At 72.7% G+C, this 20,047-nt stretch carries 14 protein-coding genes; 8 read left to right on the top strand and 6 right to left on the bottom strand.

Features of this window, described 5'->3' with window-relative positions; translation table 11 throughout:
- Both H563_RS16660 and H563_RS16665 read left to right on the top strand, forming a co-directional pair.
- Positions 1-222: transposase (locus H563_RS16660; RefSeq protein ID WP_022880575.1), on the top strand; the 222-nt coding region annotated here is incomplete at its 5' end.
- Positions 223-486: 264 nt separating this feature from the next.
- On the top strand, positions 487-1,863 hold the full coding sequence (locus H563_RS16665) for a S1C family serine protease (RefSeq protein WP_081416302.1): 1,377 nt from the start codon (positions 487-489) through the stop codon (positions 1,861-1,863).
- A gap of 28 nt (positions 1,864-1,891) precedes the next feature.
- Here H563_RS16665 and H563_RS16670 read toward each other — a convergent pair whose 3' ends face one another.
- The gene (locus tag H563_RS16670) at positions 1,892-2,947 is read right to left on the bottom strand and encodes a sugar-binding transcriptional regulator (RefSeq protein WP_081416303.1); all 1,056 of its coding nucleotides are present in this window, start codon (positions 2,945-2,947) and stop codon (positions 1,892-1,894) included.
- A 211-nt stretch (positions 2,948-3,158) separates the two neighbouring features.
- Here H563_RS16670 and H563_RS0112715 point away from each other — a divergent pair, with 211 nt between their 5' ends.
- Positions 3,159-4,040, top strand: a complete 882-nt coding sequence (locus H563_RS0112715) for an MIP/aquaporin family protein (RefSeq protein ID WP_022882979.1) — start codon at positions 3,159-3,161, stop codon at positions 4,038-4,040.
- Between the two features lie 55 nt (positions 4,041-4,095).
- Positions 4,096-5,610, top strand: a complete 1,515-nt coding sequence (gene glpK / locus H563_RS0112720; RefSeq protein ID WP_022882980.1) for a glycerol kinase GlpK — start codon at positions 4,096-4,098, stop codon at positions 5,608-5,610.
- Positions 5,611-5,632: 22 nt separating this feature from the next.
- Here the strand turns inward: glpK and H563_RS0112725 are convergent, their stop codons facing one another.
- Positions 5,633-6,403, bottom strand: a complete 771-nt coding sequence (locus H563_RS0112725; RefSeq protein WP_022882981.1) for an IclR family transcriptional regulator — start codon at positions 6,401-6,403, stop codon at positions 5,633-5,635.
- Between the two features lie 126 nt (positions 6,404-6,529).
- Here H563_RS0112725 and dhaK point away from each other — a divergent pair, with 126 nt between their 5' ends.
- Genes dhaK through ptsP form a run of 3 tightly spaced genes read left to right on the top strand, consistent with a single transcriptional unit; the run spans position 6,530 to position 10,815 of the window.
- Positions 6,530-7,528, top strand: a complete 999-nt coding sequence (dhaK, locus tag H563_RS0112730) for a dihydroxyacetone kinase subunit DhaK (RefSeq protein WP_022882982.1) — start codon at positions 6,530-6,532, stop codon at positions 7,526-7,528.
- Positions 7,528-8,172 carry a dihydroxyacetone kinase subunit DhaL gene (gene dhaL / locus H563_RS0112735; RefSeq protein ID WP_022882983.1) on the top strand — a complete coding sequence of 215 codons (645 nt, stop codon included), beginning with the start codon at positions 7,528-7,530 and terminating at the stop codon, positions 8,170-8,172. Before dhaK ends, dhaL begins: the two co-directional genes overlap by 1 nt.
- 9 nt (positions 8,173-8,181) lie before the next feature.
- The gene (gene ptsP / locus H563_RS17760) at positions 8,182-10,815 is read left to right on the top strand and encodes a phosphoenolpyruvate--protein phosphotransferase (RefSeq protein ID WP_022882984.1); all 2,634 of its coding nucleotides are present in this window, start codon (positions 8,182-8,184) and stop codon (positions 10,813-10,815) included.
- Positions 10,816-10,913: 98 nt separating this feature from the next.
- Here ptsP and H563_RS0112745 read toward each other — a convergent pair whose 3' ends face one another.
- On the bottom strand, positions 10,914-11,810 hold the full coding sequence (locus tag H563_RS0112745) for an aminoglycoside phosphotransferase family protein (protein ID WP_022882985.1): 897 nt from the start codon (positions 11,808-11,810) through the stop codon (positions 10,914-10,916).
- Positions 11,811-11,850: 40 nt separating this feature from the next.
- Entirely contained in the window at positions 11,851-16,602 is a 4,752-nt protein-coding gene (locus H563_RS0112750) for an Lhr family ATP-dependent helicase (RefSeq protein WP_022882986.1), read from the bottom strand.
- Positions 16,603-16,684: 82 nt separating this feature from the next.
- Here H563_RS0112750 and H563_RS0112755 point away from each other — a divergent pair, with 82 nt between their 5' ends.
- Positions 16,685-17,263, top strand: a complete 579-nt coding sequence (locus tag H563_RS0112755; RefSeq protein ID WP_022882987.1) for an NUDIX hydrolase family protein — start codon at positions 16,685-16,687, stop codon at positions 17,261-17,263.
- Positions 17,264-17,352: 89 nt separating this feature from the next.
- Here the strand turns inward: H563_RS0112755 and H563_RS0112760 are convergent, their stop codons facing one another.
- Positions 17,353-17,838, bottom strand: a complete 486-nt coding sequence (locus H563_RS0112760; RefSeq protein WP_033210837.1) for a GNAT family N-acetyltransferase — start codon at positions 17,836-17,838, stop codon at positions 17,353-17,355.
- A 37-nt stretch (positions 17,839-17,875) separates the two neighbouring features.
- Positions 17,876-19,405 (bottom strand): DEAD/DEAH box helicase, encoded by a 1,530-nt coding sequence (locus H563_RS0112765; RefSeq protein ID WP_022882988.1) that lies wholly within the window; start codon positions 19,403-19,405, stop codon positions 17,876-17,878.
- Positions 19,406-20,047: the final 642 nt, after the last annotated feature.

Here is a 20,047-nt window from a genome sequence, read left to right on the forward strand (position 1 = left end):
ACGAACCCCTTGGAGCGGGTGAACAAGGAGATCAAACGCCGCACCGACGTCGTCGGCGTCTTCCCCAACCCCGCCGCGCTGCTGCGCCTCGCCGGGGCCGTCTTGGTGGAGCAGCACGACGAATGGGACGCCGGCGACCGCCGCTACTTCAGCGAGCAGTCCATGAAACTCCTCACCGAAACGCCCGAGGAGGTGGCGATCCCCGAACTCAAAGCTGCATAATCAAACCCAGCTGACCCGCACGGTGTCGAGAAACTCCACCACTCAACGGGACGCGACCGCTGACCCCAACAGTAGGGGAGAACATGACCCCTGAAAAGGGGGTCCGTCGGAGTTTTTCGATCCGTTTCCGGCCGGTCACTCCGCTCGGCCGGGAAGTCGACGGGGCCGGTGCGTCCGCGCTTTCGAGCACCTTCCGGAAATGCGATAGCGGTCTCATAGAAACGCCATGGGCCGTTCTCGGAGCGGCGCGTTGTCATGGTGCACATGAGCGACACGAACGGATCCTTCGGAGAGGCTCCGGAGCAGCCGGCCGCGTACCCCGCGGCCCCGACGGCTCCGCAGCGCGAGTACTTCACCAAGCGCCAGACGCTGAGCATCGCCCTCGGCGCCGCCGCGGCGGCGGCCGTGATCGGCATCGGCGGCGCCTTCGGCGTCAGCTACGCCGTCGCCGGCCCCAGCAATGACACCGTGCAGCAGTCGACGACGGGGCAGCAGGGATCGTCCGGCTCGGGCAGCGTCCCCGGCTACGGGTTCTCCGGCGGCTCCGGCCAGAGCGGCTTCGGCGACAGCGGTTCGAGCGGCGGCTCGAGCGGCTCGAGCGGCTCGAGCGGCGGCGGCTCGACCTCGCAGGGCCAGACCGGCACGACCACCTCCGAGACCCAGACCGAGGCGACCGCCGACCAGCAGCAGGGCATCGTGCTGATCGACACCACCCTCGGCTACGAGAGCTCCGAGGCCGCGGGCACCGGCATGGTGCTCACCTCGAGCGGCGAGGTGCTCACCAACAACCACGTGATCGAAGGCGCAACCTCGATCTCGGTCGAGATCCCGACCACGGGCAAGACCTACACCGCGACCGTCGTCGGCACCGACGCCACCGACGACGTCGCCGTGCTGCAGCTGAAGGACGCCTCGGGCCTCACCACCGCCGACCTCGACACCGCGGGCGATGTGCACGTCGGCGACGACGTGATCGGCGTCGGCAACGCCGGAGGCGGGGGCGAACTGCTCGCCGCCGAGGGCGAAGTGACGGCGCTGGACCAGTCGATCACGACCGAGGCCGAGGGATCCGTCGCATCTGAATCGCTCACCGGGCTGATCGAGACCGACGCGGCCATCGAGGCGGGCGACTCGGGCGGCCCGCTCTACGACGCCGACGGAGAGGTGATCGGCATGGATACGGCCGCCGCCGCGAGCGGCGCGGCGCAGGGCTACGCGATCCCCATCGACGACGCGCTGAGCATCGCGGAGAAGATCGTGGCCGGCCAGTCCGGCGACGGCATCGTGATCGGCTACCCCGCCTTCCTGGGCGTCGAGATCACGGATGACTCGGCCGAGTCCGGCTCGGCCGCGGGCGGCTTCGGCGCCTCGGCGGGAAGCAGCGCGCAGTTCGGCGACTCGTCCACCGTCGCCGGCGCGCAGATCGCCGGAGTCGTCTCGGGCGGCCCGGCCGCCGCGGCCGGCCTCGAAGCCGGCGACGTGATCACGGCCCTCGACGGCCAGGCGATCTCCTCCTCCGACGACCTCACCGCCGCCCTCGCCGAGCACGAGCCCGGCGACCGGGTCACCGTCACCTGGACGGACACGGCGGGCGCGAGCCACACCGCGACCGTCACCCTGACCGAGGGCCCGGCCGCCTGAGCCGCGCCCTCCCGGCAGGCGCCGGCCCTCAGCGCGCGAGCGCGGGCCGGCGCCTGCCGCGTGTGCGGGGCCGCGGGGTGACCGCGCCGACCGACTCGAGCAGGGCGAATGCCGTCGCCTCGTCGACGATCAGGTCGGTGATGAGACCGGCGGCGAGGGCGCCGCGCAGGCTCACCACCTTGGCCGGGCCGGCCACGATGCACACGCGGCGCGCCGTGCGCTTGATGGCGCTCACGCCCGGTCCGCTGGCCCGGGCGTTGAGCGGGATGTCGTTCCACGAGCCGTCTTCTCGGAAGAACACGGTGGCGACGTCGCCGACGACATGGGCGGCCTCGAGCGCCTCGTAGTCCTCGGCGCTCAAGTATCCGCCCGAATAGACATGGCTCGGCACCTCCGAGAACGGCGTGCCGAGGCCGAAGATCGCCAGATCCATCCGGTGCTGCACGTCGAGGATGTGCTTGATGCTGCGCTCCCGCCACATCGCCTCGCGGGTCAGCGGGTCGTCGAACAGTGCCGGCACCGGGAACTCGTGGGTCACCGCCGAGAACGCCTCGCCGAACCGCCGCAGAAGCTCGCTCGCGTAGACCACACCCGTCGTGTACTGGTTGCCCGCGCCGTTGAGCTGCACCACCTCGACGCTGTGAAGTTTGCGGGGCACGAGGTGCCGGCTCACCGCGCTCATCGTCGTGCCCCAGGCGATGCCGACGGTCATGCCCGAGTCGACGAAGCGGTCGAGCGTGCGGGCGGCGACGGTGGCGACCCGCTCGAGCCGGTCGACCTCGCTTACGTTGGCGGGCACGGGCACGATGTGGCTCGCGATGCCGAAGCGCTCGTCGACCTCCGTCCGCAGCCGCGGGACCGACTCGTCGGGCGATCGGATGGCGATGGTCACCAGGCCGGTCTGGCGCGCGTAGCCGATGAGCCGGGAGACGGACGAGCGCGAGGTGTGCATCTCGTCGGCGATGGCCTCCATGGTGAGGTCCTGCATGTAGTAGAGGTTCGCAGCGGTGAGCGCGTCCTGCGTCTTGCGGTCCGTCAGTGCCTCCCGGGTCGCCTGCACATCTGTGCATCGAGCCTGACGCATCCGGTCCGTCTGCGCAAGCTCGGCGCGCGTGGCGGGCTGCAGTGCGTTCGGCATGGTCGAACGCACTGCAGATTGCACGAATGTGCAGCCCGGGAAGCTTGTTGCCGTCCCCCGCACGTCAGTAGCGTTCAGGGGAGTCGCAGGCCGACGCCGCGGATGCGGACACAGGCGCGACCCGCACGATGCACCACCAAGTCAAAGGGGACGAGAAATGGACGAGAACCTGAGTGCGCCACCGCCCGGACACGCCGAGCCGGAAGTCCCGCAGTGGCCGGTGACGCCCCCGCCCTCCCGAAGCATCCTGGCCGGACTGACCGGCGAGCTCATTCTCGAGATGTTCGGTTCGCTGATCGTCGCCGTATTCGGCACCGGCGTGGTCGCCCAGGTGGTGACCTCGAAGAGCGGTCTCGGCGGGCACGACAGCATCGCCTGGTCCTGGGGATTCGGCGTCATGCTCGGCATCCTCGTCGCCGGGAAGGTCACGGGCGCGCACCTCAATCCGGCCGTCACGATCACCATGGCCGTGTTCCGCGGCTTCTCCTGGGCGAAGGTGGGCCCGTACATCGGCGCCCAGGTGGTGGGCTGGTTCCTCGGGGCCCTCATCATCCGCATCGACTACTGGAACCCGATCAAGGCACTCGACCCCAAGCTCAGCTACACGAGCCAGGGGATCTTCTCGACGCTGCCCGGCAACGGCGACAACGGCCTCAACGTCACCCAGGGAATCGCCTTCGTCGACCAGATGATCGGTACCGCGGTGCTGCTGTTCCTGATCATGGTCATCACCGATCCGCGCAACACCAACCCGAGCCTGGTCATGGTGTCGATCCTCGTCGGCCTGGTCATCGTCGTGATCGGAATGGCGCTGGGAACCGATGCGGGTTACGCGATCAACCCGGCCCGCGACTTCGGCCCTCGCCTGATGGAGTGGTTCACGGGGTACAAGACGGCATGGACCGACCAGCACGGGGCTCCGTACTTCTGGGTTCCCATCCTCGGCCCGATCGTCGGCGGACTCGTGGGCGGGCTCGTCTACCAGTTCACCTGCGGCCTGACCCTGGCCAAGACCATCGGGGACGAGAAGCTCGACTAGGCCGTCGGCCGGGCAGGCGTCACCGACGAAGAAACAGACGAAGGAGTCATCCGTTATGAGCGATTACGTCATCGCGATCGATCAGGGCACGACGAGCACCCGCGCCATCGTGTTCGACAAGAAGGGGTCGATCGTCTCGACCGGCCAGCTCGAGCACGAGCAGATCTTCCCCCGCGCCGGCTGGGTCGAGCACGACCCGCTGGAGATCTGGAGCAACACCCGCGAGGTGATCGGCCAGGCGCTGTCGCGCGCCGACATCACCCGCCATGACATCGCCGCCGTGGGCATCACCAACCAGCGCGAGACCGCCGTGGTGTGGGACAAGACCACCGGAAAGCCGGTCTACAACGCGATCGTCTGGCAGGACACCCGCACCCAGAACATCGTCGACGAGCTCGCCAAGGACGGCGGCGGCGACCGCTTCAAGGAGATCGTGGGCCTGCCGCTGGCCACCTACTTCTCCGGCACCAAGATCAAGTGGATCCTTGACAACGTCGAGGGCGCGCGCGAGAAGGCCGAGGCGGGCGACCTGCTGTTCGGCAACACGGATGCCTGGGTGCTGTGGAACCTCACCGGCGGGATCGACGGCGGCGTGCACGTCACCGATGTCACCAACGCCTCACGCACTCTGTTCATGGACCTCGAGACGCTGAGCTGGCGCGACGACATCCTCGAGGTGTTCGGAGTGCCGCGCTCGATGCTGCCCGAGATCAAGAGCTCGTCGGAGGTGTACGGGCAGGTCGAATCCTCCAGCCTGCTGCGCGAGGTGCCGGTGGCAGGCATCCTCGGCGACCAGCAGGCCGCCACCTTCGGCCAGGCCGCGTTCGACACCGGGGAGTCGAAGAACACCTACGGCACCGGCAACTTCCTCATCTTCCAGACCGGCGAGGAGATCGTGCGGTCGAAGAACGGGCTGCTCACGACCGTCGGCTACAAGATCGGCGACGAGAAGCCGCACTACGCCCTCGAGGGCTCGATCGCGGTGACCGGGTCGCTCGTGCAGTGGCTGCGCGACAACATCGGCATCATCTCGAGCGCGCCGGAGATCGAGCAGCTCGCCGGCAGCGTCGAGGACAACGGCGGCGCCTACTTCGTGCCGGCGTTCTCGGGACTGTTCGCCCCGTACTGGCGATCGGATGCGCGCGGCGCACTGGTGGGCCTCACCCGCTACGTGACCAAGGCGCACATCGCCCGCGCGGTGCTCGAGGCGACGGCCTTCCAGACCCGCGAGGTGCTCGACGCGGTCAACGCCGACTCGGGTGTCGACCTGGAGGAGCTGAAGGTCGACGGCGGCATGACGGCCAACGACCTGCTGATGCAGTTCCAGGCCGACATCCTCGGCGTGCCCGTGGTGCGGCCGGTCGTGGCCGAGACCACGGCCCTCGGCGCGGCGTACGCCGCCGGCCTCGCGGTCGGGTTCTGGTCGGGCCTCGACGACCTGCGCGCCAACTGGCAGGAGGACAAGCGCTGGGAGCCGCAGCTGGACCCCGCGGAGCGCGACCGGCAGCTGCGGCTGTGGAAGAAGGCTGTGACGAAGACCTTCGACTGGGTCGACGAGGACGTGCAGTAGGGGCGGATCCGTCGAGCGAGCGCTACTCGGGGTCGACGGCGGCCCGCGGCGGCCACCCGGCGGCCCCGAGTTCGCGCGAGATGTTGCGGGCCGCCTCACGCAGCGCATTGACGACGTCGCCGCTCGCCGGCAGCGTCGTCGACGGAAGCACGACCGACACGGCGGCGATGACCGTTCCCGCACGGTCGGCGATCGGGGCCGCGAGGGACGCCTCGCCGAGGATCGCCTCGTCGACCTCCTCCGCGTAGCCGCGCTCGCGGATCCGGGCGAACTGCGCCTGCAGCTCGGCGGGGTCGGTCACGGTGTCGCCGGTGAGCGCGCGCAGCTCGCCGTCGCCCAGGATCGAGCTCGCCAGGGCGGAGTCGTAGGCGAGCAGCACCTTGCCCATCGACGAGGCGTGCGCGGGGATCGACAGCCCCGTCTCCGGCATCTGCTCGGTGCCGTCCGGGCGCGGGTCGTGGTGGATCACGATGACCTCGTCGAACAGCTCGACGCCGAGTCGGGTGGCGAGCCGGCTGCGTCGCGACAGCTCGGCCGTCCAGCGCATCGCGCGGGCGCGCACGTCGAGGGTGTCGAGGTAGACGTTGGAGAGCTTGAGCAGGGCCGGGCCGAGCATGTACCGGTTGCCGTGCGGCTCCTTGGCCACGAGCCCGTGAGCTTGCAGCGACTTGACGATGCCGTGCACCGTCGAGGGCGGCAGCTCGAGCGCGGAGGCCAGCTCGGCGACGCCGAGGTGACGCGCCCCCTGCAGCGACGCGAGCACTCGCGCCGCGCGATCGATGGCCTGGATCACGGTGTCTCCCCGTTGACGAACACCCGGTCTGCACATCTGTGCGGGCCCTTGACATCCCGATCATAGCGGCGGGATATTCGGCAATGTCGAATCACCATCGACGACCCGAACGAGGAGACGCCTTCGATGAAGAAGCTGATCAACGACCCCGACCGCGTGCTCGCCGACTCCCTCGTCGGCTACGCGGCGGCGCACCCCGAGGTCCGCGTCGACCACGAGAACCGCATCGTCTACCGCGCGACCCCCAAGGACTCCGGCAAGGTCGGCCTCGTCTCGGGCGGCGGCTCGGGGCACGAGCCCCTGCACGGCGGCTACGTCGGGCTCGGCATGCTCGACGCGGCCGCCGCGGGCGAGGTGTTCACCTCGCCCACTCCCGACCAGGTGCAGGAGGCCACCAAGAACGTCGACTTCGGCGCCGGGGTGCTGCACATCGTGAAGAACTACACCGGCGACGTCATGAACTTCGAGATGGCCGCCGAGCTCGCCTCCGCCGAGACCGGAGCCCAGGTGGAGACCGTGGTCGTGAACGACGACGTCGCCGTGCAGGACTCGCTCTACACCGCCGGCCGCCGCGGCGTCGGCACCACCGTGCTGCTCGAGAAGATCGTCGGCGCCGCCGCCGAAGAGGGCCGCCCTCTCGCCGAGGTCGCCGCACTCGCGCGGCAGGTCAGCGAGTCGGGCCGCTCGATGGGCATGGCGCTGACGAGCTGCACCGTGCCGGCGGCCGGGAAGCCGACCTTCGACCTGCCCGACGACGAGATGGAGATCGGCATCGGCATCCACGGGGAGCCGGGCCGGCGGCGGGTGCCGCTCGCCCCGGCATCCGATATCGCCCGCATGCTCGTCGAACCCGTGCTCGCCGACCTCGACTTCACCGCCTCGCCTGCCATCGTGATGCTGAACGGCATGGGCGGCTCGCCGCTCATCGAGCTGTACCTGATGTACGGGGAGGTCGTGAAACTGCTCGAGGCCGCCGGGGTCACCGTCGCGCGCCGGCTGGTGGGGGACTTCATCACCTCGCTCGACATGGCCGGGTGCTCGCTGACCGTGCTGAAGGCCGACGACGAGCTGATCCGGCTGTGGGATGCGCCGGTGAACACGCCGGGCCTGCGGTGGGGGGTGTGATGGCGGAGACGACCATCGGGATCGCCGAGCTGACCGCCTGGCTGCGCCGCTTCCGCGAGCTCGTGGGGGGAAACCGCGGCTACCTGACCGAACTCGATTCGGCGATCGGCGACGCCGACCACGGAGCCAACATGGACCGGGGCATGGCCGCGGTGGTGGCCAAGCTCGAGGAGACGCCGGCCGAGACCGCCGACGACCTGTTCAAGCGCACCGGCATGACGCTGGTGTCGACCGTCGGCGGCGCCAGCGGGCCGCTGTACGGCACCTTCTTCCTGCGCCTGGGCACCTCGCTCGGCGCCGTCGCCGAGGCCGACGCGACCGCGTTCGGGGCGGCGCTGCGAGCCGGTCTCGAGGGCGTCGTGCAGCGCGGCAAGGCCGAGGCGGGCGACAAGACCATGTACGACGCGCTCGCCCCCGCGCTCGAGGCGTACGACGGGGCGGTGGCGGGCGGCTCCTCGCTCGCCGAGGCCGCGCACGCCGCGCTCGAGGCCGCCGCGGCCGGCCGCGACGCCACCGTGCCGCTGGTCGCGCGGAAAGGCCGCGCCAGCTACCTCGGCGAACGCAGCGCCGGCCACCTCGACCCGGGAGCGACCTCGGCGACGCTGCTCTTCCAGGCGCTCGACGACACGCTCGCCGGGAAGTAGCGCGACCGGATGATCGGCATCGTCGTCGTCTCGCACAGTGCGGCGCTCGCCGCGGCGGCCATCGACCTCGCCGGCCAGATGGTGCACGGCGAAGGGCCGAAGGTGGCCCTCGCCGCCGGGACCGCCGACGGCGGGCTCGGCACGGATGCGGCGCGAGTGGCCGAGGCCATCGACGAGGTCGCCGGCCCCGACGGCGTGCTCGTGCTGATGGACCTCGGCTCGGCCGTGCTGAGCGCGGAGCTCGCGCTCGAATTCCGCTCCAGCGACGCGCCGGTGCGGCTGACCGCGGCGCCGATCGTCGAAGGGCTGGTCGCCGGGCTCGTGCGCGCGGCTGCCGGCGGCTCGCTCGACCAGGTGGCGCAGGAGGCGCTCGGCGCCCTCGCGCCCAAGGCGGCGCAGCTCGAGGAGCCCGCTGGTGCGCCTGAGTCGGCTGGCGGCGAGCAGCCGCCGGCGCTGGTCGACTCGGCGGCGCAGCCGACGAATGGAGACCACGCGCCCCCTGCGGCCTCCATTCAGGCTGCGCCTGAGTCGGCCGGCGGGGGGCAAGCGCCGCCCGAGGCATCCGCCGTGATCACCCTGCTCAACCCGGGCGGGCTGCATGCGCGACCGGCCGCCGCGCTCGCCGAGGTCGCGGGCGGCTTCGCGGCCACCGTGCGCCTGCGCAATCGCCGCACCGGAAACGTGGCCGCCGACGCCTCGAGCATGAGCACGCTGCTCGTGCTCGACGCGCGGCACGGGGACGAGGTCGAGGTCGAGGCACGGGGCACGGATGCCGCCGCGGCGGTCGCCGAGATCGAACGGCTCGCCGCCGACGGGTTCGGCGAGGGGGTCGTCCCCGTCGAGCGGCCCGCGGCCTCCATTCAGGCTGCGCCTGAGTCGGCCGGCGGGGGCGCAGCGCCTCGCGCGCCGGTCGACTCGGCGGCGCAGCCGGCGAATGGAGAGCACGCGGCCGGCGGGGCGGCTGCGCCTGAGTCGGCCGGCGGGGGAGACCGGGCCGTCGAGCCGATCGGCGTCAGCCCCGGCGTCGCCGTCGCACCGGTCGTGCGCATGCCCGACCCCATCGCCGAACCCGCCGACGGCGACGTGCCCGAAACCGACCGCGCCGCGGCCGCGGAGCGCATCCCCGCCGCGTTCGACGCGGTCCGCGCGGCGCTCGAGCACCGCGCGCAGGAGCTCTCCGACGACCGGTTCCACGAGGCGCGGGCGGTGCTCGAGGCGACCGCGGCCCTCGCATCCGATCGCGCGCTCGCCGACGCCGCGGCAGAGCGCGTGACCGCCCGCGGTCAGCTGCCCGAGCGCGCCGTGTGGGAGACGATCGGCGCGTTCGCCGACCGGCTCGCCGCGCAGGGCGGGGCGATGCGCGAGCGCGCCGCCGACGTGCGCGACCTGCGCGCCCGCGTCGTCGCGCGGCTGACGGGGCGCACCGAGCCGGGGCTCCCCGAGCGCGACGAGCCGTTCGTGCTGGCCGCCCACGATCTCGCGCCGGCGGATGCCGCGCTGCTCGGCACGACGCACTGCGTCGGCCTGCTCACCCGGGCCGGCGGCCCGACCTCGCACACGGCGATCCTCGCCCGCTCGCTCGGCCTGCCCGCCGTGATCTCGCCCGCCGCTCTTGAGGTGCCCGAGGGTGCGACCGTGCTGATCGATGGCGGCACCGGCGAAGTGGTCGTCGACCCGCCGGCCGAGCGGGTGGCGGTGGTGGCCGCCCAGGCGGCGGCGCCCCCCTTCGACGGCGATGGGCGCACCGCCGACGGGCGGCGCGTCGAACTGCTCGCCAACGTCGGCTCGGGCGCCGATGCGCAGGCGGCGGCCGCCGCGCACGCCGAGGGGGTGGGGCTGTTCCGCACCGAGTTCGTGTTCCTCGACCGGCAGGACGCGCCGGGCTTCGACGAGCAGGTGGCGGCGTACCGTCCGGTGCTCGCCGCCTTCGCCGGACGCAAGGTGATCGTGCGCACCCTCGACGCGGGGGCGGACAAGCCGCTGCCCTTCGTCACCGCCGACGCCGAACCGAACCCCGCGCTCGGCGTGCGCGGCTACCGCACGAGTCGCAGGCGGCCCGAGCTGCTCGACGAGCAGCTGCGCGCGATCGCGGCGGCGGCCGAGGCGGAACGGGCCGAGGCATCCGTCATGGCGCCCATGATCGACACCCCCGCCGAGGCGCGCGCGTTCGCCGAGCTCGCCCGCGGGCACGGCATCGGGCGCGTGGGTGTGATGATCGAGACGCCCGCGGCGGCGCTCGGCGCCGCCGAGATCCTCGCCGAGGTCGACTTCGTGAGCCTCGGCACCAACGACCTGGCCCAGTACACGATGGCCGCCGACCGGCAGCTCGCCGCCCTCGCCGCGCTCACCGACGCGTGGCAGCCGGCGGTGCTGCGGCTGATCCGGCTGGTCGGCGAGGCGGGCGCCGCCTGCGGCAAGCCGGTCGGGGTGTGCGGCGAGGCCGGCGCCGACCCCGCGCTCGCGCCCGTGCTCGCCGGCCTCGGCGTGACGAGCCTGTCGATGACCCCGCGCGCACTCGACGCGGTCGCGTTCGCGCTGCGCGGCGTGAGCCGGCAGCAGTGCGTGGCCGCAGCGGATGCCGCAACCGCCGCCGCGGACCCGAAAGCCGCCCGGGCGGCGGCCGCCGCGGCGCTCGCCGGGTGAGGGACGCCGCGCGCCCGCGCGGAAGGGATCCGGAACGTGCAGCGGCGTGTCCCGCTTGGTGACCCGGCGCGCCGCGCGGAATCTCTTCCGCGCGGCGGTCAGCCGTCCAGGAGCTGGTCGAGGGCAGCCCTGCCCATCGTGGCCATCGCGCCCGAGCCGTCCGATGCGGCGAGGGCCGCGCTGCCGATCGAAACCGCCCAGGCGCGCGCCCGCGCCCACGTGTCCTCGTCGACCGTGCGCAGTTCCGCATAGCGCGACCGGAACGCGCGCCGGCCCTCCGGGCCGAAGTGCAGCCAGGCGGCGGACAGGTCCGTCGCAGGGTCCCCCGCCGTGAGATCGCCGAAGTCGATGACGGCGGCCAGCCGCGTCCCGTCATCCGCGAGCACGACGTTGCCCGGGTGCGGGTCGCCGTGCAGCCACACCGGCGCGCCGGCATAGACGGATGCCTCGACCCCGGCCCGCCAGAGAGCCCGCAGCTCCTCCGCTTCGCCGGGCGCGAGGCGCCCGGCGAGGCCTGTCAGCCGCTGTTCGACGGCCTTCGTCCGCGTCGTCAACGGCACACCGCGCACGGGATTGTGCGGTGCGTCCGGCGCGGCGGGAACGTGCACGGCGGCGAAGAATTCGGCCAGCTTCGGGGCGTACGCGTCGCGCTTCGCGGGCGTCGCGTGCGCACCGCTGATGCCGTCGACCCACGGCACGACGCTCCAGGCGAAGGCGTAGCCCTCGGCCGGCCGGCCTGCCGCGACCGGCACGGGGAGCGGAAGGCCGACGAGCCGCTGCAGCTCGGGGAGGAACCGCTGTTCGTGCTCGATGAGGTGTGCGGCGGCCTCGCGCCGAGGCATCCGTATCGACAGTGCGTCACCCAGGCGGAACAGTGCGTTGTCCCAGCCTTGTGCGACGAGCCGCACGGGGCCGGCGAGCTCGGGGAACTGCTCGGCGACGAGCCGCCCGGCCAGTTCGGCTGTGACCACCAGGTCGGCGCGGGGGATGTCCATCGTCGTGCCATTATCCCGGCCGGCTCTGCCCCGCAGCCCCTCAGTACCGCAGTCTGAGCCCGCGCGGCGTCTCGGTGAAGCCGGCCGCCGTGAGGGCGTCGCCGAGCGGAGTGCCGATCACGAACGCGCCGTTCACGAGTTCGACGGCGAGCTTCTCGGCCCCGCCGCGGCGCACCAGCTGTGCGACGGAGGCGGCGGCCGCGGCCAGCACGGCCGGGTCGTCGCTGAACGCCAGCACGGTCTTCCCCCCGCGCTCGATGTAGAGCACGAGCCGCCCGTCGACGAGGGTGACCAGCCCGCCCGCCTTGCGGCCGGGCCGGTGGCCGGTCGCCGCGCCGTTCTCGCCGGCAGGCGGGTCGGGCCACGGCAGGGCCGCGCCGTAGGGGTTTGCCGGATCGGTCGCCGCCAGCGTCACCGTGGACAGCGGCGGCGGCGCCGTCTCATCGAGGGTGAAGCCGCGCAGCCGGTCCACGGTCGGGGCGCTGGCGAACTGCGCCGCCCCGAGCGTCTCGATGAAGTAGCCGCGGCGCACCTGACCGGTGTTCTCGAACTCGGAGAGCACCCGGTAGGCGAGGGCGAAGCCGCCGGGCAGCCCCTCGTTCTGCACGCTGCCGCGGGTGACGACGCCGTACCGGTCGAGCAGCGTCTCGGCCGCGGCGTGCGCGCGCAGCGTCGCGTCGGCGGTGCCGAGCGGCAGCAGCGACCAGCGCCCGGCGACCGTCGGCGGCCCGGTGCGGGTCGGCGCCGCCGGCCGCGACATGGTCGCCGCCGCGAGCTGCACCCGCCCGCCGCGGAACATACGCGAGCGCGGCGCTGTGCGCGGCCGCCGATGCGCCGCCTTGCCGCCGGTCAGTGCGCGCACCGGCGCGAGCGTGTCGTTGGTGACGAGCCCCGCCCACACCAGATCCCACAGGGCGGTCTCGAGCGCCGCGTCGTCCTGCGAACCGACCGCGTCGGAGAGCTGCCGGAAGAAGAATCCGCCGCCCGCGCCGAGCGTGGTGAGGATCTCGCGCTGCAGCGCGTCGGTCTCGAAGTCGATCGGCGCGGCGAGGGTGACCGCCGCGCTGTCGGCGAGGTGCAGGCTGAGCCATCCGTCTCGGCCCGGGATCGTCCCGGCGCCCGCCCACACGACCTCGCCGCTCGCGGTCAGCTCGTCGAGCATCGCCGGCCGGTAGTCGGGCACCCGGGCGGGCAGCACGAGCGTCTCCCACGCGGAGGCGGGCACGCGCACGCCCGCGAGCTGCTCGATGACGGATGCGACGCCGTCGACGCCCTTCAAACTGCTGGTGTTGATCGTTCGCCGGTCCCCGCCCGGCGAACCCGCGTTTTCGCCGTCCACGCTGCCGAAAACGCTGGTGCCGACGTGCTGCCAGTCGGGCAGGAACCGCGCGTAGGCGGCCGGTTCGACCGGCTCGACCTCGTGCCGCAGCGCGGCCAGCGAAAGCCGGCGCAGGCGGCGCAGGACCTCGGAGTCGCACCACTCCACCCCGGTCGTGTGCGGGCGGAACTCGCCCTCGGTCACCCGGCGTTCGTGCGCGAGGCGGCGCAGCGCGTCGGCGACGACGGCCTCACCCAACCCGAACCGCGCCGCGACCTCGGCGGCGGAGAACGGCCCGTGGGTGCGGGCGTAGCGGCCGACCAGGTCGCCGAGCGGGTCGGCGACGGGTTCCACGAACGCGACCGGAACCCCGATCGGCAGCGGCACCCCGAGCGCGTCGCGCAGGCGCGGCGCGTCTTCGATCGCGGCCCAGGCGTGCGAAAAATCCGTATTTTGCGCGTCTCGACCCTGCGAGTGCGAAAAATTCGTATTTTGCGTATTTTGCGCCGACGCCTTCGCGGGGTCACCGCCGCGGGCGCCGCCCAACCGCCCCGGCCAGGCGACGCGCAGCGCCCGCTTGGCCCGCACCAGCTCATCCAGGTGCGACGTGAGCTCCGCCTCGTCGCCGGCGAACCGTGCCGCGAGCTCCTCCGTCGACAGCGGGCCGAGGATGCGCAGCAGATCGGCCACGCCCTCGAGCCCGCGCGCGTGCCGATCCTCGGGCAGCCGCTGCAACTCCCGCTCGACCCGCTCGATGACCGCCGGGTCGAGCAGCTCGCGCAACTCGCTGCGCCCGAGCAGTTCGGCCAGCAGCTCGGTGTCGACCGTGAGCGCGGCCGCCCGGCGCTCGGCCAGCGGCGCATCGCCCTCGTACATGAACGCCGCGATGTACCCGAACAGCAGCGTCGAGGCGTACGGGCTCGGCCGGTCGGTCGTGGTCTCGACCAGGCGGATGCGCCGTTGCTCGATCCGCTTCGCGATGTCGCGCAGCGCGGGCAGGTCGTAGACGTCCTGCAGGCACTCCCGCATCGTCTCGAGGATGATCGGGAACTGCGGGTACTTCTGCGCCACCTCGAGCAGCTGCGCGCTGCGCATGCGCTGCTGCCACAGCGGCATTCGCCGCCCGGGGTCGTAGCGCGGGAACAGCAGCGCCCGCTGCGCCGCCTCGCGGAACCGGGCGGCGAACAGCGCCGAACCGCCGACCTCTTCGGTCACGAGCTGCTCGAGCTCGTCGGGGGAGAAGGCGAACAGCTCGGCGCCGGGCGGCTCGGCGTCCGAGTCGGGCAGCCGCACGATGATGCCGTCGTCGGCGGCGAGAGCGGATGCCTCGAGCCCCAGCCGCTCGCGCACCCGCTGCCCCACCGCCAGCGCCCACGGCGCGTGCACGGTCATGCCGTACGGGGAATGCAGCACGATGCGCCAGTCGCCGAGCTCGTCGCGGAACCGCTCGACCACGAGCGTCTTGTCGGTGGGCAGGTGGCCGGTCGCGGTCTTCTGGTCGGCGAGGTAGGTCAACAGGTTGCGCACGGCGCGCTCGTCCAGTCCGTCGGAGCGCAGCCGGGACGCGGCATCCGTCTCGATCGCCGTGCCCAGCTCGCGGGTGAAGACGCCGAGCGCCTCGCCCAGCTCGGCCGGCCGGCCGATCGCGTCGCCGTGCCAGAACGGCACCCGCCCCGGCGCGCCGTACTCGGGCGTGACCATGACCCGGTCGTGCGTGATCTCCTGGATGCGCCAGCTCGTGGTGCCGAGCGCGAAGACGTCGCCGACCCGCGACTCGTACACCATCTCCTCGTCGAGCTCTCCGACTCGGCGTGCAATACCGTTCTCGTCGCCGACCATGAACACGCCGAAGTACCCGCGGTCGGGGATCGTGCCGCCGCTCGTGACCGCGAGCCGGCTCGCGCCGGGGCGGGAGGTGAGGACGCCGCGCTCGCGGTCCCAGACGACGCGGGGCCGCAGCTCGCCGAACTCCTCGCTGGGGTAGCGGCCGGAGAGCAGGTCGAGGGTCGCCTCGTAGGCGCTGCGCGGCAGGGTGGCGAACGGTGCCGCGCGGCGCACGGTGTCGAACCATCCGTCGACGTCGACCGGTCCGACCGAGACGGCGGCGACGGTCTGCTGGGCGAGGATGTCGAGCGGGTTCTGCGGCACCCGGATCTGCTCGATGAGCCCGGCGCGCATGCGTTCGGTCGCGAGCGCCGACTGCACCAGGTCGGCGCGGTGGTTCGGGAAGATCACGCCCTTCGACACCTCGCCGACCTGGTGGCCGGCGCGGCCGATGCGCTGCAAGCCACTGGCCACCGACGGGGGAGCGGCCACCTGCACCACCAGGTCGACCTCGCCCATGTCGATGCCGAGCTCGAGGGAGCTCGTCGCGACGACGCAGCGCAGCCGACCGGTCTTGAGGTCGTCTTCGATGGCGGCCCGCTGCTCTTTCGACACCGAGCCGTGGTGCGCCCGGGCGAGCACGGGCGCCTCGGTCGCCACCGCACCCGTCGTGCCCGAGGAGCCGACCAGCTGCGCCGGGAACGAGGTCGGCGCCTCGGCCGGGAAGCCGAGCCGTTCCGCATAGAGCTCGTTGAGCCGGGCGGTGAGCCGCTCGGTCGTGCGCCGGCCGTTGGCGAACACGATCGTCGAGCGGTGCGCGAGCACCTCGTCGAGCACCGCCTCGTCGACGTGGGTCCACATCGTGCCGCCCTGCTTGTCGGAGTCGGGCCCCGACTGCAGCTCGCGCATGTCGTCGACCGGCACAACGACCCGCAGATCCCACCGCTTGTGCGAGGCGGGGGCGACGATCGTGGTCGGGGTCGACCCGGACAGGAACCGGGCGACCTCCTCGGGCGGCCGCACCGTCGCGGACAGGCCGATGCGCTGCGCCGGCTTCGGCAGCAGCGCGTCGAGCCGCTCCAGCGACACCGCGAGGTGCGCGCCGCGCTTGGTCGAGGCGACGGCATGCACCTCGTCGACGATCACCGTCTCGACCTGGTCGAGGGTCTCGCGCGCGCCGCTCGTGAGCATGAGATAGAGCGACTCGGGCGTCGTGATCAAGATCTCAGGCGGATGCGTGAGCAGCCGGCGCCGCTCACCGGCCGGGGTGTCGCCCGAGCGCACGCCCACGCTCACGTCGGGTGCGTCGAGCCCCAAGCGCTTGGCGGTCTGGGCGATGCCGACGAGGGGGCTGCGCAGGTTGCGCTCGACATCGACGCCGAGGGCCTTGAGCGGCGAGATGTAGAGCACTCGCGTCTTCGCGGTGCGGGCGCGCACGGCATCCGTCAGCGCCTGATCGCTCATCAGACGGTCGATCGCCCACAGGAACGCCGCGAGCGTCTTGCCGGAGCCGGTGGGGGCGATGACGAGCGTGTTGCGGCCCGACGAGATCGCCTCCCACGCGCCGAGCTGGGCGTCGGTGGGCGCGCTGAAGGCGCCGCCGAACCACTCGCGGGTCGGGGCGGAGAACCGCTCCAGAGCATCGCCCATCCGCACCATTCCAACACGCGCCGCTGACACGCGACCCGTGCCGCGTTGGGTGCAGCGCGCCCGTGCTCCTAGAGTGCTGGGCATGGCAGTGCGCACGCCCGATCCCGATCCCGAGGACCAGCCCGCCGCGGAGGAGCCCGTCTACGGACCGGCATGGCTGAGCGACATCGAGCTCGAGCAGATCAGGCACCGCATGCCGATCCTCTACGTCGAGGCCGTACCGGTGCGCGTCGACGGCCTCGGGCGGGTCATCGATGTCGGCCTGCTGCTGCGCGCGACGCCGCTCGGAGAGTTCATCCGCACGATCGTCTCGGGCCGGGTGATGTACGGCGAGACCGTGCGCGACGCCCTGTTCCGGCACCTCGAGAAGGACCTCGGGCCGATGGCGTTCCCGCTGCTGCCGGCCTCGCCGGTGCCGTTCACGGTCGCCGAGTACTTCCCGATGCCGACGGAGAGCCCGTACTTCGATGCGCGGCAGCATGCCGTGTCGCTCGCCTTCGTGGTGCCGGTCACCGGCACCACCGAGCCGCGGCAGGACGCGCTCGAGCTCACCTGGCTCACCCCGGCCGAGGCCGCGTCGGACGCCGTGTGCAACGAGCTCGAGGGCGGCCGCGGCGCGCTGGTGCGCGCGGCGCTCGCCTCGGTCGGCGCGCTCGCGTAGGCGTCCGCCCCACGCGCCGGTCGACTCGCCGCGCAGCGGGCGCACGCCGGTCGACTCGCCGCGCAGCGGCGAATGGAGACCGCGCGCCCCTACCCGCGCACCATGCGGATCTCGCGGAGCCCGTCCACCAGCTCCCGCCCGTCCGCCACGAACCCGTTGCGCCGGTAGAACGCCTGTGCGCGCGGGTTCGGGTCGGCCACCCAGAGCACGGATGGCTCGTCGCCGAGCACGGCGTCGAGCATCCGTTGCCCGGCCCCGCTGCCGTGATGCGCGGCCAGCAGGTAGAGCACGTACAGCTGCCACGGGTGAGCTGCGTCGTCGTCGCGGCTCGGGCCTGCCTGCGCGATGCCGACGATCTCGCCACCGTGCTCAGCGACCGCGATGCGGTACGCAGTGAAGCGCGGGTCGCTGAGCATCAGCGTCCATGTGCGCTTCCGGCGCTCGATGAAACCCGGGTCGTCGAGCTCGTCGTCGATGCCCATGCCGCGGTAGGTCTCCTGCCACGCCTGCACGTGCACCCGGGCCATGCCCGGCACGTCCGCGGGCGTCGCCGCCCGCACGATGATCTGCCCCATGGCTCTCAGGCTAGGGGGCCGCGCGGCGGCGAGCCGGTTACGGGCGCGAGGCGCGGCGCGGGGCGCGGGTGCGACCGGCCGCCGAGCCCGGCGTCGAAGTCGAGTAGCTCGGCTTCGACTCGCGGCGCACGGATGCCTCGGGCCGAGCGCCCCCGGCGCGACCGGAGCGCTGCTGACCGCCGCGCTGCGCGGGAGTGCCGGCTGCGGCATCCGTGCCCCGGCGACGCCGGTCGCCCTGTACGCCGCCCTGGCCCGCCTGACCGGAGCGGCCGCGGCCGCCCTGCTGGCCGCCCTGGCCGCCGCCCTCGCGGCGCGCGCGCTTGCGCTGCGCGTTCGCGCCGGTGGAGCGTCCACCGGTCGATTGCCCGCGGGCGGGCGCCTCGGTCCGGACGTAGGGAACGAGCGCGACCGGCTCGCCGACCAGGCGGGAGACCTCGGGCGATGCCGCCGTGACGGTCTGGAAGCCGACCTTGATGTCTGCCTTGCGCAGCAGCGCGCGCAGGTCGCTCTGTTCGTTGGGCAGGGCTATCGTCACGACGTCCCCGGCCGAGCCGGCGCGGGCGGTGCGCCCGGAGCGGTGCAGGTACGCCTTGTGCTCCGTCGGCGGGTCGACGTGCACGACGAGCTCGACGTCGTCGATGTGCACGCCGCGCGCCGCGACGTCGGTCGCCACGAGCACCCGCACCGAACCGCCGTGGAAGGCGGCGAGGTTGCGGTCGCGCGCGTTCTGCGACAGGTTGCCGTGCAGGTCGACGGAGGGGATGCCGGCCTCGGTGAGCTTCTTGGCGAGCTTCTTGGCCTGGTGCTTGGTGCGCATGAAGAGGATGCGCCGCCCCGCGCCGCGCGCCAGCTCGCGCACGAGCGAGTCCTTGCCGGCGGTGGACTCCACGGCGAAGACGTGGTGGGTCATCGCGTCGACGTGCGAGGTGGCCTCGTCGACGGAGTGCAGGATCTCGTCGCGCAGGTAGCGCTTCACGAGCCGGTCCACGCCGTTGTCGAGCGTGGCGGAGAACAGCAGTCGCTGGCCGCCTCGGGGCGTCTTGTCGAGGATGCGGGTGACGACCGGCAGGAAGCCGAGGTCGGCCATGTGGTCGGCCTCGTCGAGCACGGTGATCTCGATGCGGTCGAGCGACAGCACGCCCTGCTTCATCAGGTCGTCGAGGCGGCCGGGGGTCGCGACGACGATGTCGACGCCGCGGCGCAGCGCCTCCTCCTGGCGGGCCTGCTTGACGCCGCCGAAGATGATGGTCGTGGTGAGCCCCATCGCCTCGGCGAGCGGGGCGAGGGTCTGGTCGATCTGGGTGGCGAGCTCGCGGGTCGGGGCGAGCACGAGGCCGCGCGGCTGGCGGCTGCGGCCGCCGCGGCTGCCCTCGCCCAGGCGCGCGGCGAGCGGGATCGCGAAGGCGATCGTCTTGCCCGAGCCGGTCTTGCCCCGGCCGAGCACGTCGCGGCCGGCGATCGAGTCGGGCAGGGTCGCGACCTGGATGGGGAACGCCTCGGTCTTGCCGTCACGGGCGAGGGCTGCGGCGATGGGCGCGGGAACGCCGAGTTCGGCGAAAGAAGTCATGGAGGTGGTATGCCTTTCCTGGCATGAGAGCGCAGACGGATGCTGCGAGGATCGGTCGCACGCGGACGAGTGCCAGCGCGGTGCGCCGTCAGAACAGAACGGGTCGATTCACGACGCTTGGGGGCGCACACAGAGCGGCGCCACCCGACGAGTCTAGCCCACGCGCGCCCCTGCCTTCCCCGCGCCTCGAATCCCCGGTTCAACGCGCCTCAGATTCTCCGGTTCCCGCGCGTCGGATCCCCCGGTTCCCCAGATCGCTGAGGAGCGGCGCGCAGCGCCGCGTCTCGAAGCGTCCCGCCGCCGCGCACCTTTCGAAACGTCCCGCCGCTGCGCACCTCTCCGAACGCAAGAAAAACGGTCGCGTCGCATCTCCGCCGTTCTCGCGTGCCGACGGCCCTCCTCTTCCGGCGGCTCTCCGAACGCAAGAAAAGCGGTCGCCGCACCCCGTCGCTGGTCGCGGACCGATTCTCTTGCGCTCGGAGAGGCGCCGGCCAAGGACTATCGTCGTCTCGCTGGTCCGGTCGCTGAGGAGCGGCGCGAAGCGCCGCGTCTCGAAGCGCCGCCGTTTCGCTCCTCGGGTCGCTGAGGAGCGGCGCGCAGCGCCGCGTCCCGAAGCGCCTCCGTTTCGCCCCTCGGGTCGCT

Source organism: Gryllotalpicola ginsengisoli DSM 22003, from assembly GCF_000419445.1.
Classification (GTDB): domain Bacteria; phylum Actinomycetota; class Actinomycetes; order Actinomycetales; family Microbacteriaceae; genus Gryllotalpicola; species Gryllotalpicola ginsengisoli.

Coding starts and splice junctions, on each gene's coding strand:
- H563_RS0112765 (WP_022882988.1), bottom strand. CDS start 19,405: ATGACTTCTTTCGCCGAACTCGGCGTTCCCGCGCCCATCGCCGCAGCC.
- H563_RS0112745 (WP_022882985.1), bottom strand. CDS start 11,810: ATGGACATCCCCCGCGCCGACCTGGTGGTCACAGCCGAACTGGCCGGG.
- H563_RS0112755 (WP_022882987.1), top strand. CDS start 16,685: ATGGCAGTGCGCACGCCCGATCCCGATCCCGAGGACCAGCCCGCCGCG.
- ptsP (WP_022882984.1), top strand. CDS start 8,182: ATGATCGGCATCGTCGTCGTCTCGCACAGTGCGGCGCTCGCCGCGGCG.
- dhaL (WP_022882983.1), top strand. CDS start 7,528: ATGGCGGAGACGACCATCGGGATCGCCGAGCTGACCGCCTGGCTGCGC.
- H563_RS0112750 (WP_022882986.1), bottom strand. CDS start 16,602: ATGGGCGATGCTCTGGAGCGGTTCTCCGCCCCGACCCGCGAGTGGTTC.
- dhaK (WP_022882982.1), top strand. CDS start 6,530: ATGAAGAAGCTGATCAACGACCCCGACCGCGTGCTCGCCGACTCCCTC.
- glpK (WP_022882980.1), top strand. CDS start 4,096: ATGAGCGATTACGTCATCGCGATCGATCAGGGCACGACGAGCACCCGC.
- H563_RS16665 (WP_081416302.1), top strand. CDS start 487: ATGAGCGACACGAACGGATCCTTCGGAGAGGCTCCGGAGCAGCCGGCC.
- H563_RS0112715 (WP_022882979.1), top strand. CDS start 3,159: ATGGACGAGAACCTGAGTGCGCCACCGCCCGGACACGCCGAGCCGGAA.
- H563_RS16670 (WP_081416303.1), bottom strand. CDS start 2,947: ATGCGTCAGGCTCGATGCACAGATGTGCAGGCGACCCGGGAGGCACTG.
- H563_RS0112760 (WP_033210837.1), bottom strand. CDS start 17,838: ATGGGGCAGATCATCGTGCGGGCGGCGACGCCCGCGGACGTGCCGGGC.